10 protein-coding genes are annotated in these 14,763 nt (G+C 72.2%); 3 read left to right on the forward strand and 7 right to left on the reverse strand.

What is annotated here, in order from left to right:
- Positions 1-66: 66 nt before the first annotated feature.
- The 7 genes from yicI to Aau02nite_RS37400 all read right to left on the reverse strand — a co-directional run bounded on the left by yicI (position 67) and on the right by Aau02nite_RS37400 (position 10,559).
- Complete coding sequence (gene yicI / locus Aau02nite_RS37370; protein WP_212993346.1) at positions 67-2,322, reverse strand: alpha-xylosidase; 2,256 nt, start codon at positions 2,320-2,322, stop codon at positions 67-69.
- Between the two features lie 10 nt (positions 2,323-2,332).
- Complete coding sequence (locus Aau02nite_RS37375; RefSeq protein WP_212993347.1) at positions 2,333-3,220, reverse strand: carbohydrate ABC transporter permease; 888 nt, start codon at positions 3,218-3,220, stop codon at positions 2,333-2,335.
- 1 nt (position 3,221) lies between these two features.
- The gene (locus Aau02nite_RS37380; protein WP_212993348.1) at positions 3,222-4,127 is read right to left on the reverse strand and encodes a carbohydrate ABC transporter permease; all 906 of its coding nucleotides are present in this window, start codon (positions 4,125-4,127) and stop codon (positions 3,222-3,224) included.
- Positions 4,124-5,431: an extracellular solute-binding protein gene (locus tag Aau02nite_RS37385; RefSeq protein WP_212993349.1), complete on the reverse strand. Its 1,308-nt coding sequence runs from the start codon at positions 5,429-5,431 to the stop codon at positions 4,124-4,126. The genes Aau02nite_RS37380 and Aau02nite_RS37385 overlap by 4 nt, the downstream gene beginning before the upstream one ends.
- A gap of 134 nt (positions 5,432-5,565) precedes the next feature.
- Positions 5,566-6,570 (reverse strand): LacI family DNA-binding transcriptional regulator, encoded by a 1,005-nt coding sequence (locus Aau02nite_RS37390; protein WP_212993350.1) that lies wholly within the window; start codon positions 6,568-6,570, stop codon positions 5,566-5,568.
- Between the two features lie 90 nt (positions 6,571-6,660).
- Entirely contained in the window at positions 6,661-9,612 is a 2,952-nt protein-coding gene (locus tag Aau02nite_RS37395) for a glycoside hydrolase family 3 protein (protein WP_212993351.1), read from the reverse strand.
- A gap of 158 nt (positions 9,613-9,770) precedes the next feature.
- A complete protein-coding gene (locus tag Aau02nite_RS37400; RefSeq protein ID WP_212993352.1) occupies positions 9,771-10,559 on the reverse strand; it encodes a class I SAM-dependent methyltransferase in 789 nt (262 codons plus the stop codon).
- Positions 10,560-10,639: 80 nt separating this feature from the next.
- Here Aau02nite_RS37400 and Aau02nite_RS37405 point away from each other — a divergent pair, with 80 nt between their 5' ends.
- From Aau02nite_RS37405 to Aau02nite_RS37415, 3 genes are read left to right on the forward strand one after another with little or no spacing between them, the layout of a single operon-like run.
- The gene (locus Aau02nite_RS37405; RefSeq protein ID WP_212993353.1) at positions 10,640-11,326 is read left to right on the forward strand and encodes a cellulose binding domain-containing protein; all 687 of its coding nucleotides are present in this window, start codon (positions 10,640-10,642) and stop codon (positions 11,324-11,326) included.
- Positions 11,327-11,386: 60 nt separating this feature from the next.
- Positions 11,387-13,474, forward strand: coding sequence for a glycosyltransferase (locus Aau02nite_RS37410; protein ID WP_212993354.1), 2,088 nt, complete (start codon positions 11,387-11,389; stop codon positions 13,472-13,474).
- Positions 13,471-14,754 carry a glycosyltransferase gene (locus Aau02nite_RS37415; protein ID WP_212993355.1) on the forward strand — a complete coding sequence of 428 codons (1,284 nt, stop codon included), beginning with the start codon at positions 13,471-13,473 and terminating at the stop codon, positions 14,752-14,754. Before Aau02nite_RS37410 ends, Aau02nite_RS37415 begins: the two co-directional genes overlap by 4 nt.
- The last annotated feature ends 9 nt before the right edge of the window (positions 14,755-14,763 follow it).

The following is a 14,763-nucleotide window of genomic DNA, read 5'->3' on the forward strand; positions in this document are numbered from 1 at the left end:
GGCAGCACGCCCGAAACGCGGCGGTGAGGCGGGAATTGCCCGCCCCACCGGCCTGATGTCCGACCTTTACGGCAGACGCAGCTCGCAGGTCGCCACGTCGGCGGCCACCTCGGCGACCACGTCACCGGCCCGCACCCGCCACGGTGCCGCCGCCCCGGTCCGGACCACCCGCACGCTGCCGCCCGACCGGGTCACCGCGAAGGTCGTCGCCGGCTCCCCCGCCGGCCCCGGCACGGTCGTCGTCCGGGTGCCCTCGGCCAGCTCGTAGAGCTGCAGGGTGATGCCGTCGCGGTAGTCGTAGTCCGGCCGGTCCGTGCGGGCCCCGATCGCCAGTACCGAGTCCGGGCGCACCAGCAGCGGCACGCTCGCGAAGCTGTGCGTCTCGTGCACCCAGCCCGGTCCCTCGACGATCTCCGCGGTGCCGAACCGGGTCCAGCGCCCGGCCGGCACGTAGTACGACGTGTCCCCGGCCTCGCTGAACACCGGCGCGACCAGCAGGTTGTCGCCGAGCAGGTACTGCCGGTCCACATGCGTGACGGCTGGGTCGTCCGGGAAGCCGAAGATCATCGGCCGCATCACCGGCAGGCCCTCGCGGTGCGCGCGCCCGGCCGCTTCGAACAGGTACGGCATCAGCGAGAGCTTCAGCCGGGTGAACGAGCGCAGCACGTCGACGGCCTCCTCGTCGAACAGCCACGGCACCCGGTACGTCTGGTTGCCGTGCAGCCGGCTGTGCGAGGAGAGCAGGCCGAACGGGATCCAGCGCTTGAACACCGCCGGGTCCGGCAGGCCCTCGAAGCCGCCGATGTCGTGGCTCCAGAAGCCGAAGCCCGAGGCCGCCAGCGACAGCCCGCCGCGCAGGCTCTCCGCCATCGACTCGTACGTCGAGGAGTTGTCGCCGCCCCAGTGCACCGGGAACTGCTGGCCGCCGACGGTCGCGGAGCGGGCGTACACCACGGCGTCGCCCTCACCGCGGTGCTCGCGCAGCACGTCGAAGACCACCCGGTTGTAGAGCTGGGTGTAGTAGTTGTGCATCCGCTCCGGGTCCGAGCCGTCGTGCCACACGACGTCGAGCGGGATGCGCTCGCCGAAGTCGGACTTGAACGCGTCGACGCCCATCTCCAGCAGCGCCCGCAGCTTGCCCGCGTACCACTCGCAGGCGTCCGGGTTGGTGAAGTCGACCAGGGCCATGCCGGCCTGCCAGCGGTCCCACTGCCAGACGTCACCGTCGGGCTTGCGCACCAGGTAACCCGCGGCCATCCCCTCGGCGAACAGCGACGAGCGCTGCGCGATGTACGGGTTGATCCACACGCAGGTCCGCAGCCCCCGGTCGGAGAGCCGTTTGAGCATGCCCGGCGGGTCGGGGAAGATCCGCGCGTCCCACTCGAAGTCGCACCAGCTGAACTCGCGCATCCAGAACGTGTCGAAGTGGAAGACGCTCAGCGGCAGGTCCCGCTCGGCCATCCCGTCGACGAAGCCGGTCACCGTCTCCTCGTCGTAGGAGGTGGTGAACGAGGTGGTCAGCCACAGTCCGAAGGACCAGGCCGGCGGCAGGGCCGGGCGGCCGGTCAGCGCGGTGTACTTGCGCAGGATGTCGGCCGGGGTGGGACCGTAGATGACCAGATAGGACAGCGACTGCCCGGCCACGCTGAACTGGGTGCGCGAGACCAGCTCGGAACCGACCTCGAAGGACACCCGGCCGGGGTGGTCGACCAGCACGCCGTAGCCGCGGTTGGTCAGGTAGAACGGCACGTTCTTGTACGCCTGCTCGCTGCTGGTGCCGCCGTCCTCGTTCCAGATGTCGACGGTCTGGCCGTTCTTGACCAGCGGCCCGAAGCGCTCGCCGAGCCCGTAGACCGCCTCCCCCACGCCGAGGTCGAGCTGCTCGTGCACGTAGTGCTCGCCCTCGGCGGTGTCGACGACCCCCATGCCCTTCGAGCCGCTGCCGGTCAGGCGCCGGCCGCCGGCCAGGAAGTCCAGCCGCCAGGCGTCGCCGTCGGCGAACCGGGCGGTGAGCGCCCCCGAGGTGAGCTCGTTGCCGTGCACCTCCGCGCGGAAGTCCGGGTCCGCGGCGATCTCGAAGTCCGGCCGGCGCGGGCGGTAGCCGGCGAAATGGCTGATCGACACCCGGATGACGTCGGGCAGCGGCGCGGTGCAGGTGACCGTGATGATCGGGGCGTCCAGGGTGTCCCCGCGTCCCTGCACCCGCTTGGCGGTGGCGAAGGCGGTCAGCGTGCCCGCGCCGGCCGCCGTGTCCTGCAGCTGCACCGGATGCAGGACCGTCAGGCCGTCACGCTTACGCCAGTAACCGTCGGTGAACTTCATGCACAATCCTTTACTTGATCGCGCCGGCGGTGATGCCGCGGGTGAGGGTGCGCTGGAAGATGAGGAAGAACAGCATCGCGGGCAGGATGCCGATCAGCGCCGAGGCGCTGGTGGTGGTGGCGTCCATCTGCCGGTCGCCCTGGAGCACGCCGAGCGCGACCGGGACGGTCTGGTTGGCGTTGGAGATCAGGAAGACCAGCGGCAGGAAGAACTCGTTCCACGTCCAGATGAAGAAGAACGTGAACAGCACCGCCAGGGTCGGCCGGCTGACCGGCACGACGACCCGCCACAGCGTGCGGAAGCGGCCGGCCCCGTCGACCGCGGCCGCGTCGAGCAGCTCGGTCGGGAACTCGGCGTAGACCGAGGAGAGCAGGTACGTGCCGAACGCGCTCTGGATCACCGTGAAGATGATGATGATCGAGAACAGGCTGTCGTACAGGTGCAGGCTCTTGGACAGGTAGTACAGCGGGTAGACCAGCACCTCCTGCGGCAGCAGGTTGGCGACCAGGAAGAACACCAGGAACCAGACCCGGCCGCGGACCCGGCCGATGCCCAGCGCGTACGCGTTGAGGACCGACAGGATCACGGCCAGCACCGACACGACGGCGCTGGTGATGAAGCTGTTGAGCAGCTTGCGGCTGAAGTCCACCCGCTGCCAGAAGTCGACGATGCCGTCCCAGTGCAGCGACTTCGGGATGGACAGCGGCCCGTTGCTCGCGTAGTCCGACGGGCTCTTGACCGCGTTGAGCGCGACGACCAGCAGCGGCGCCACGACGAGCAGCAGCAGGACGAGCAGCACGCCCAGCACGATGTAGCGAGCCGGGTACCGCCGCCGGTTGACCCCCGGCGAGGTCTTGCTCTCGGTCCTGGTGTCCGGGGCAGTGGCCAGGGCAGTCATCTCACACTCCCTTGCGCTCGTCGCGGGTCTGCAAGCGCAGGAAGACGAACGCCAGCACCACGATCAGGACCGTCAGCACGGTGGAGATCGCCGAGCCGTAGCCGACCTGGGCCTTCTGGAAGAAGTTCTGCCAAGCGAAGTACGACGGCACCAGCGTCGCGTTGCTCGGCCCGCCCCGGGTCAACACGAAGATCTGCCCGAAGATCTTCAGCGCGGCGATGGTGGTGGTCACCAGCACCACGTAGAACTCCGGCTTGATCAGATAGACGGTGATGTGCCGGAAGCGCTGCCACCAGCCGGCCCCGTCCAGGTCGGCCGCCTCGTACAGCTCGGGGTCGATGCGTTGCAGGCCGGACATGAACATGACGATCGGGTAGCCGAGCTGGAACCAGACCATCACCGCCATCACGCTGTAGAGCGCGTACTTCGGGTCGCCGAGCCAGTTGCGGCTCAGCGAGGAGAGCCCCACGGAGTCCAGGATCCGGTTCAGCGCGCCGTAGCTCGGGTGCAGGATCCAGCCCCAGACGATGCCGGTCACCGCGACCGGCAGCACCTGCGGCAGGTAGAAGCCGGAGCGGAACACGCTGGCCCAGCGGGGCCCGAAGATCTTGGCGATGTAGTCGAACAGCACCGCCGCCAGCAGCAGGCCGAGCAGCGTCGGCACCACCGCCATGGCCAGGATCAGCAGCAGGATGTGCCCGAACGAGGCCCAGAACCGCTCGTCGTGGAACAGCCGGGTGTAGTTCTCGAAGCCGACCCACACCGGACTGCCGATGCCGGACCAGCGGGTGAAGCTGATGCCGACGGTCATCACCAGCGGCACCACGATCACCGCGAGGGAGGCCAGCACCCCCGGGACGAGGTACCAACCGAACCCGGCGGTGGACCGGCCTCCCTGCCGGCTCATTTGCCGAGGTCGGTGAGGTTGTCCTGGTACGGCTTGGCGACCTCGTCGAGCATCTGCTGCGGGGTCTTCGAGCCGTTGATCAGCCCCTGCACGCCACCGACCATGACGTCGTAGTAGCCGGGCGCGGGCCAGTCCGGGTAGAACGCCAGCCCGTCACTGGAGGAGATCTTGGCGAAGTTGTCGATGAGCTCCTTGTTCTTAGCGTCGGTGATCCCCGCGGTGTCCGCCGCGACCGGGACACCACCGTTGTTGCCGAGCAGGTTCTGCACCTCGGGCTGCATGGTGATGTCGATGAAGTCGTACGCCAGGCTCTTGGCCTTGCTCTTGGCCGGCACCACCCACAGGTTGCCGCTGGAGCCGGGGTGCAGCGTGTTGCCGGGGAACAGGAACGTGCCCCACTCGAAGTTCTTGATCTCCGAGGCGAACCGGCCGTACCACCAGCTGCCCGAGATCATGATCGGGAACTTGCCCTGGGTGAAGGCGACGCCCATGTCCTCGGCCTTGATGCCGGCCGAGTTCTTGGCGATGTAGCCCTTCCTGACCCAGTCGGCGAAGGTCTGCGCGCCGAAGGTGAACTCCGGGCCCTGGAAATCGACCTTGTTCTTGTAGAGCTGGTAGTCGTCCACGAAGGCCCGGTTGGCCTTGGACAGCGCCAGCTCGTAGAAGATCTGCTGAGCCGGATACTCGGCGCCGCCGACCGACAGCGGCGTGACCTCGGCCTTGACGAAGGTGTCCATGGCGGCCTCGAACTCCGCCAGCGTGGTGGGCACGGCGACCTTGTGCTTCGTGAACAGGTCCTTGTTGTAGTAGACCATCACGTACTCGCCGTAGTTGGGCACCCCGAACGTCTTGCCGCTGCCCATGATGCCGTCGTCGTCGTACTTGGTGGTGGTCTGCAGGCTCGGGCTGAGCTTCTTCTCCCACCCCCGCTTCTCCGACTCCTCGGTGAGGTCGGTCAGCAGCCCCTGCTTGGACAGCAGGCCGGCGGTGGCGTTGCCCTTGTTGTATTCGAGGATGTCCGGGGTGCTGTCGGAGTTGAGGATCATCCCGGCGTTCTGCTGGATCTGCTCGAAGCTCTTCTCCTCGAACTTCACCTCCACGCCGGGGTGGCTCGCCTTGAACAGCTCGATCGCCTTGGCCCAGGCGACGCCCATGGCGCTGGTGGGACCCTCGTAGTGCCACAGGGTCAAAGACTTGGCGTCGGCGCCTTCGTCGCCGGAGCCGGAATCACTGCATGCGGTGAGGCCGAGGGACGCCGCCATCAGCAGCGCTCCCGCGGCGAGGCTCATTCGGGATCTGACCATGCCGTCCTCCCAGGGGAAACCATGTCCGTCGAAGCGCTTCGACAAGCGGTCGTCGAAGCGCTTCGACGATGGGGCTTGGGCAGACGCTAGGGAACCGCTCACCGCTATGTCAACAGTGTGACGGGGAGATTTCCTCAGTCGCGGGAAGAGCAGCTGTCCCGCTCGACGATGGTCGGCGCCAGCAACCGGGTCCCCGGCGTACGGCGGCCGTCCAGCAGGTTCATCGCCGTCTCCACGGCCAGCGTCCCGACGTCGTGGGCGGGGATGTCGGCCGAGGTCAGCCGCACTGGCAGGCCCACCGCGACGTCGCGCGGGCACACCGCGACGATGGACAGGTCCTCCGGCACCCGGCGGCCGCTGGCCCGCAACTCCTCCAGCAGCGGCACCAGCGCCTCCTCGTTGTGCACCACCAGGGCCGAGACTTCCGGCAGCTCGGCGTCGATCTCGGCGAGGCACTCGCGCACACCCGCGGCGCCCGGCCCGCAGGGATGCGCCACCGTGTCCAGCCCCAGCTCGGCGGCGGCGTCGGTGAAGCCGGTCAGGAACCGCGAGGCGTACGTAGTGCCGCGCTCGTACACCGCCGGCGAGGGGCCGACGAGGGCGATCCTGCGGTGCCCGTGCCCGGCCAGGTGCCGCAGGCACTCGGCGGCGGTGGCCGCGAAGTCCAGGTCGACGCAGGCGATGCCGGCCGCGTCGTCGGGCAGCCCGATCAGCACCGACGGCTGCTTGAGCCGGCCCAGCGCCGGGATCCGGACATCGTCGCGCTCGACGTCCATCACGATCAGCGCGTCGACCATGGTGGCGCCGGCGACCCGTTCCAGGCCCGCCGTGCCCTCGTCCTTGGTGAGCAGCAGCACGTCGTGGTTGTAGGTGCGGGCCGCGGTCACCACCGCCGTCACGAACTGCATGATGACCGGGACGCTCACGTCCACCCGCAACGGCACCACCAGGGCCAGCACGCTGGTCCGGCTGCTGGCCAGGGCGCGGGCCCCGGCGTGCGGGTGGTAACCCAGCTCGGCGATGGCCGCCTTGACCCGGGCCTGGGTCTCGGCGGAGATCGGCCGGCGCCCGCTGAGCACGTACGAGACCGTGCTCATCGAGACGCCCGCCGCCCGGGCGACGTCGCTGATCGTCGGCATCGCCCTCCCCGTTCTGCTCGCTGTCGGCCTGCCGATCCTACTGACCGTCACCACGTGGCCCCCGGCACCGCCGCGCCGGGGTGCCCGTGATCACCCGGCGGCCCGGAAGGTGGCCAGCCGGACCCCGTCGCCGAGGACCAGGTACACGTCGTGGCGGCCCCGGATCCGTTCCAGCCGCGCGGTGACCGTGGCATAGGTGTACTTGTCGCCGGTGCTCGCCACAGTGGCCGTACCGAGCAACCGGCCGGTCGGCGAACCGAGCCGGACCTCGACGGTGCCCGGGCCCGGGCTCGCCTTGGCCACCCGGGCGGTGAAGACCGGGCCGAGCCGCGAGTCCTTGAACGCGATCCAGTCGCCGGCCTTCGTGGCGCCCACCGCGGTGCCGCGCGGCTTGCTCTCGTCGACCAGCTGCGCCCCGCCGTACGCGTCGAAGCTCTCCGCCCGGGTGCTGCGGGTCAGGTCCCGGGCCGGGATGGTCTCGCCCCGCACCCGCAGCGAGCCGCGCTGCCGGATGTCCGCCGACGAGGACCCGGCGAGCAGGTCGTGCACGGACGACTCCTGCACCCAGCGGCTCCGGGTGACGTCCCAGTGCGCGAGGTCGGCGAGCGCGAAACGCAGCGTCACGGTCTTCGTCGCGCCGGGCGCGAGGCTCACCCGCTGGAACGCCCGCAGCTGCTTGACCGGCAGCTTGTCCCGCGAGGTGCGCTGGTGGCTGTAGAGCTGCACGACCTCGTCCCCGGCGCGGGGGCCGGTGTTCGTCACGTCGACGCGCACCGTCACGGTGCCACCGGCGCTGCGGGTGCGCAGCGGCGAGTAGCGGAACTTCGTGTAGGACAGGCCGTGCCCGAACGCGTAGAGCGGCCGCTGCCGGCTGTAGAGGTAGGTCTGTTCGGAGGTGATGATGTCGTAGTCGAGCAGGTCGGCGGGGAGCTGGCCGTCCGAGCGGGGCCAGGTCTGGGTGACCCGGCCGGCCGGGTTGACGTCACCGAAGAGCACGTCGGCGACGGCGTGCCCGGTCTCGGCCCCGGCGTGGGTGGTCCACAGGATCGCCGGTACGTGCTCCTGCTCCCACGTGATCGAGTCCGGGTAGCTGGTCTGCAGCACCACCGTCGTGCGGGGGTTGGCCTCGAGCACCGCGGCGACCAGCGCGTGCTGGCTCGAACTCAGCGCGGTCGTGGTCCGGTCGCGGATCTCCCGGCCGTTGATGAACGGGTTGCTGCCCACCACGACCACCGCGTCGTCGGCGTCCCGCACGGCGGCGACAGCGTCCTCGACCCCGCTGCGGACGACCTCGCGGGTGAAGTGCGCGGCACCCTCGGCGGTGGCCGAACCCAGCGTCAACCGGCCGTCGGCACCGACCGTGACGTAGGTGTTCGGCCCGAACCAGCTCTCCCGGGTCTCGTACCCGGTGTAGCGCAGCACGTAGCTGCCGTCGGCCTGGCGCTGCGGCTGGAACTGCTGCTGCACGAACCAGCCTCCGGGCTGCTCGTCGCGGGTCACCAGCGGGCCCCAGTTATAGCCGAGCAGCCTGCCGGTCGCCACGCTGCGCAGTGTGGCGACACCCTCGCCCCAGTCGACCAGGTCGAACTGCGCGGCGGGCCCGGCCGTGGTGCCCGTGGCAGTGACCGCGTCGGCGTCGGTAGTGCCCGTCGCGGTGACGTACCGGCCGGTGGCGTTGTCCCGCAGGGCGATCCGGTCGGCACCGTTGCTGGTGGTCACGCTGGCGGCGCGCTCGCGGATGCCGTCGAGGGTGGTGACCTCGTAGGGCAGCTTGCCGCCGTACCAGTCGGTGTAGAGGGTGTCGGCCAGCGGGCCGACGACGGCGACCTTGCCGCCGGGCCGCAGCGGCAGCGCGCCGCGGGAGTTCTTGAGCAGCACCGCGGCCTTGCCGGCGGTCTCGCGGGCCAGCGCACGGTGGGCCGGGCTGTCGATGACGGCGGGGGTGATCGACGCGTACGGGCCGCCGTCCGGGTCGAACTCGCCGAGCCGGAACCGGATGCTCAGCGCGTGCCCGGCCGCCTCATCGATGTCCGCCTCGCTGAGCAGCCCCTGGGCCAGGGCGTCCTTGATCGCGGCCACCGTCGGCCCGCCGTTGCCGTCGTCCACGGTGAAGCTGTCCAGCCCGGCCTCGAGCACCGCCGCGTTCGCCTCGGGCTGGGTGGCGAAGTACGCCTGCGAGCGGGTCAGGTTGTACGGCGCACCGGCATCGCTGACGTTGAACAGGGGCCGGTCGCTCCAGCCCCGGATCAGGTCCGAGAAATCGGGGTCCACAGTGGCCGGACGGCCGTTGACCAGGTTGTAGGAGGCCATCACCCCGGTCGCGGCATCCGCCTGCAGCGGGATCCGGTACGCCGGGCGCTCGTACTCGTTGAGCACCCGCTGCGGCACGTTGGCCGACGTCACGTCGCGGCCGGTCTCGTTGTTGTAGGCCGCGTAGTGCTTGAGCGTGGGCGCGGTCCGCAGGTGGTCCGGGTCGTCGCCCTGCAGTCCCCGCCCGTACGCGGTCGCGATCGCGCCGGTCAGCAGCGGGTCCTCGGAGTAGCCCTCCTCGTTGCGGCCCCAGCGTGGGTCGCGCAGCGGGTTCACCACCGGCGCCCACAGGTTGAGCCCGAACACCCGCGGGTTCTGCGCGTGGTAGCCGCGGGCCTCGTCACCCACCACCGCGCCGACCCGGCGCAGCAGGGCCGGGTCCCAGGTGCTGGCCAGGCCGACGGCCTGCGGGAAGGCGGTGCCCTGGGCGGTCACCACCGCTCCCCCGGCGTCGATGTCGTTGGACCAGGCCACCCCGTGCAGCGCCTCGGTGCCGGCCTTGAACATCTCGATGCCCAGCCGCGGCACGGCCGGCTGGTACTGGTGCAGCATGGCGATCTTCTCGTCCAGGGTGAGCCGGCCGAGCAGATCACCCACCCGGGCGTCGAGGGCCAGGTGCGGGTTCCGGAACGGGTGGGACGGCTCGGCGGCGGCCGCGGCGGGAACTGCCGGCAGTGTGAGCACCGCGAGCGCGACCACGGCGAGAGCGCGCCGAAGGGGTTGTTTTCGCATGTCTGTCTCCTGGCCGTGCGCGGCTCGTCGAAGCGCTTCGACGATGATCCCGGCGGTACCGATCGGCAATGACGGGAATGAATACCGACCATAGAGGCCGGGCGATGGCGGGGCAACCATCGGATGCCGCCCGGCGGAAACGCCGCCGAAACCGTTCCTCAGGGGAGGGTGCCCCGCACGGCCCAGGCCCGGGCGGTGAGCCGGATGGACCCGTCGGGCCCGGCCGGCAGCCGGGAGCGCAGGCGCTCGCGCAGGGCGGTGCGCTGCTGCTCGGTCAGGGAGGCGACATAACCGGGGGCGGCGCCCTGTCCGCCGAGGAACGGCTGCCAGAAGTCGGCGAAGCCGGTGAAGACCGTCGGCACCTCGATGGCCCTGGTCGTGACCGCGGCGAAGCCCGCGCCGGACCACAGCTCGGCGAGCGGTCCGGGCGCGCACAGCGGGAAACGGCGGCCCTCGTCGAATGCCACGGCGCCGGGGTCGAGCGCCGCGGCGGCCTCCCAGAAGTGCCGCATCATCGCCATGCCGTCGCCGTAGTCCCAGACGTACGCGGCGGCGATTCCCCCGCTCGCGGTGACCCGGGCGAACTCGGCGGCGGCGAGCCGCGGCTCGGGCACGAAGTTCAGGCAGAGCCCGCTGACCACGACGTCGAAGCGGCCGTCCGGCACCGGCAGCGCGCGGGCGTCACCGGCGGCGAACCCGGTCCGCGGGCCGCCCGCCCGGAAACGGGCATCGGCCAGGAAGCCCGGCGAGCGGTCGACCCCGGTGACCCGGGCCGGTGCGGTGCCCAGCGCGGCGGCGGTGAGGGCACCCGGCCCGCAGCCCACGTCCAGCCAGGTCCGGCCGGCGTCCACGGCGAGCCAGCCGACGAACTCGCGGGCCACCGGGCGGCTCCACCGGCCGACGTACGCCTCGTACGCGTCGCCGACCGCCCACACCTCGTGGCCCATGGCGACGACCTTACGACCGGCCCGCACGCCCGTCACGCACCGGTTGCCGGATGCCGGAATCTCGATAGTGTTCACCCTCGATGCGGGAGATCCGGGGAGAACACCAGCAGCGTGGGCGAGCCCCCGGCGGCCCGGCGCTGCGCCAGTTGCTGCCCTGGCTGCCGACGCTGCTCGGCGTGTGCGCGCTGATCGCCCTGCTGATCATCGCCGCGACCAGGTTCACCACGGCACCGGACGTGCGGGCAGCGCCGCCGCCCGCGCCGTTCCTGCCCGGCCCCATCCAGACCCCGTCCGAACCGGCCCGGCCGTCCGCGCCGGCTTCGGCCGCGCCGGGCACGCAGCCCGGCCGGCAGATGAGACCGGCGACCGTCCCCGCGTCGCCGCGCCCGGCGCGCACCTCCGGCCGGGCCACCACCACCGCACCGGCGCCCTCCCCCGGCCCGGTGACCGGCCGGTACCGGGTGGCCGACTCGTACGACAACGCGTTCATCGGGGAGGTGCTGGTCACCAACTCGTCCGGGCGGGACAGCGGCTGGCGGGTCGAGCTGCGGTTCCCGGCGGCCGTCGGCGACCTGATCACGTCCTGGGTCGAGTCGGCGCCCCAGGCGACCCTGCGCCGCTCGGGCGACCGCTACATCTGGACCTCCGGCGCGCCGGTCCCCGCCCGCGGGCAGGTCGCGCTGCGTTTCCACTTCTCCCGCACCGGTTCCGGCAACCTGCCGTCGGCCTGCACCGTCAACGGTGGGAGCTGCACCGGCGTGCGGTGACCCCGCTCTCACCACTCCCCCGGGTGCATCCGCGGGCGGGCCCGGCACCGAAGACCGGACATGCCCCCGACTCTGGTCTCGGCCCTGCAGCAGGTGCGACAGGCTCCCCGCCTGGTGGAAGTGCTGGGCGACGGCGTCCGCGCCGCCGCCGCGGCCGGTGGTCCCGGCACGGTCGAGATGCTCCGGGCGGCGATCGCCGGCCCGGACGAGCTCACGGCGGTGGCCGCCGTGCACGCGCTGGGCGCGGTGGGTGACGACAACGCCGGCTCGGTCCTGACCCAGCTGCTCAGCCACCCCCGTGGCTTCCTGCGGGAACATGCCTCGTGGGCGCTGATGACCCAGCCGCCGCGCGGTGACGCGCTGGACCCGCTGGTCGCGGCCGTCGCGGCCGGTGGCTTCGGCGGGATGCTGGCCCAGCGGACCCTTGCCCGCTGGGGTGCCACGTGCGGGCCGGGTGATGTCGCGATCCTGAGCGCGGTGCTGGTGGCGCTGGCCGGCGAGCGCGAACCACCGGCCCGTACCCGGCTGGTCGAGACGCTCGGACTGCTCGGCGGGGAGCACGCTGGGCGGGCAGTGGGCGAGATCGCGCTGGACCCGGCCGAGGCACCGCCGGTGCGGGTCGCCGCCACGGCCGCGCTCGGTGATCGCCTGGGCGAGCTGGCCGCGGCGCGGACCGTCGGCGAATTGCTCGCGGCCGGTGGTGAGCTCGGCGCCGTGGCCCGGCTCGCGGCCTTCGACCTGGGACTCGTGTCGGCCGGGGCGGGCGGCGTACCGGACAACGGCCTGACCGTCGCCCAGCTGTTCCTGCACGCCGACCTGGACCGGCAGCTCAGCCGGGCCGGAGCGGGCGACAACGGCGGCATCGCCACGCTGCTGGTCCGCCTCGGCGACGCGCTGGCCACCGAACCGGGTATCGCCCGCGCGCTGACCCTCTCCCGGGGCACGGCGACGGCTGCCTTCCACTCCCTGCGACCCGGACCCGGCCACCAGCTCGCGGCCGTACCGCTGCTCAGCCCGGCCGTGGGAGCGGCGGCGGCCTGGCCCACCTGGGTCGCGGCCCGCCGCGGCATCCGCCGGCTGCTGCGCGCCCACCGGGTCGACCTGCTGCACCTGCGGATGGCCGACGTCGGCAGCCTCGCGGCGGCCGAGGCGGCCACCGAACTCGGCATCCCCGTCGTGTTCACCCTGGCCCCGGACCCGCACGGCGCGATCGACGCGCTCGACCGCAGCGGCGCCCTGAACCGCGAGGGCTTCGGCGCGATGGACGAGCGCGAGCACTTCTGGTTCCGTTCCCGGCTGGTCCGGCGGCTGACCGCCGACGCGGCGCACGTCGTGCTCTTCCCCCGGCCGCAGGTCCGCGACGACCTGCGGCGCCTGATCGGCATCGACGTCGGCGCCGAGCCGGACCGCTACACGGTCGTGCCCGAGGGCATCGACCTCGCCGTCATCGAGGCCGCCGAGACGGCGGCCGAGCCCACCGAGCTCACCGCGCTGGTCTCGGCCCTGCCGCCGCACCGGCAGGGCCTGCCGCTGGTGCTCAGCGTCGGCCGGCTGCACCGGGTCAAGGGCATGGCGACCCTGGTACGGGCCTGGGCCGGCCGCCCCGAGCTGTGGCAGCGCAGCAACCTGGTGCTGGTCGGCGGTGACCTGGGCGAGCCGTCGCCGGACGAACGCGAGCAGCTCGACCTGATCGCCGCGGTCGTCGCCGGCACCTCCGCCGCGGACGGCCTGCTGCTGCCCGGGCACCGCCCCAACGACGAGGTCGCCCGCTGGCTCACGCTGGCCCGCCTCGGCGGCTCCCCGGCGATCGGCCCCGGCGGCGTGTACGTGTGTGCCAGCCTCAAGGAGGAGTTCGGCCTGGCCCTGCTGGAGGCGCTCGCCGCCGGCCTGGTGGTCGTCGGCCCGGACGCCGGCGGACCGCCCACCTACATCGAGAACGGGCACACCGGGCTGCTCGTCGACACCAGCAGTCCTGAGCACCTCGCCGCGGCCGTGGCGGCCGGGCTTGATCTTGCCGCCGCACCGGGCCAGGCTGCGCGGGTGGTCCGGGCCCGGGAGCGGATCCGCGCGGGCTTCACGGTCAGCGCGATGGCCACCGCCCTGCGCACGATCTACACCGCTGTGACCAAGGAGGTCGGCAAGCCGTGACACTGCTGGTGATCAGTCCGGACTACGCCTCACACCTGCTGCCGCTGGTCACCCTCGCGACCGCCTGGCGCGACGCCGGCGAGCGGGTGGTGGTCGCGACCGGCCCCGCGACCGCGCCGATCGTGCGGGCGGCCGGCTTCGAGTGGACCGACCTGCCGCTGGGCCGCGGTTCCAACCCCAGAGTCATCCGAGCCGAGCAGCAACCGCCCGGCGAGGACGAGGCACTGCGCGGCTTCTTCGCCGCGACCCGGCGCGGCCTGGTGGAGACCCTGCTCTACCAGGCCCGGGCCCGGCGCGCGGACCTGCTCTGGGACCCGGTGGGCCGCGCGTACGCCGTCCGTGAGGCCGTCGCCCGGGTACGCCCGGACCACGTCATCGTCGACCACCTCGCCTTCAGCGCCCGCCTCGCGCTGTCGGCCGACAAGGTGCCGCACGCGGACGTGGTCCTCGGGCACCCGTCGGCCCTCCCGGTCGGCGGCGAGGTCTACGGCTTCCCGACGGACTGGCCGGCCGCGTTCACCCCGGCGCCCGCCGAACTGGCCGAACTGCACAAGGCCTGCCGCGACGTACGTTCCGCGTTCACCGCCGAGTGGAACGTGGCCCTGCGCAGCCTGTCCCGCACGGCACCGCTGGTGTCCGACGCGCTCGCCGAGCACGGCCACCGGCTGCTGTTCAACTACCCGGAGGCGCTGCACGACCGGGCCCGTACCACGCTGCTGCCGCCGCACGTCTTCCTCGGCTCGGCGGTGCGGACCGAGACGGTGCCCGACGACATCCGGGCCTGGCTCGACGCGGACGACCGGCCGGTGGTCTACGTCAGCTTCGGCAGCTTCCTGTCCGCCCGCGGCGACGTGCTGGCCACGGTGCTGACGGCGCTGCGCTCCCTCGACGTACGGGTGGCGGTGGCGACCGGTTCGGCCCGGGACCTGCCGGAGCCGGGCCGGGACTGGCTGGTCCGCGACTTCCTGCCGCAGACGGCGTTGCTGGCCCGGGCCGCGCTGGCGGTCACCCACGGCGGCAACAACAGCGTCACCGAGGCCCTGACCTTCGGCGTGCCGATGCTGGTCCTGCCGTTCTCGACCGACCAGTTCGCGGGCGCCGCGGCCATCGAGCGCGGCGGCGCCGGCCTGGCCCTGGATCCGAACGCGGCGTCGGCGTCCGACGTGATCGACGCCGTACGGGACATCCTGGCCGGCACCGCGCCGGAGGTCGCCGGTCAGCTCGGCGTGCAGCTGCGGACGACTCCCGGCGCGGTCTCGGCCCGCCGGGCGCTCTGCTAGTACGATTTT

The organism is Actinoplanes auranticolor (genome assembly GCF_018332655.1).
Lineage (GTDB): Bacteria > Actinomycetota > Actinomycetes > Mycobacteriales > Micromonosporaceae > Actinoplanes > Actinoplanes auranticolor.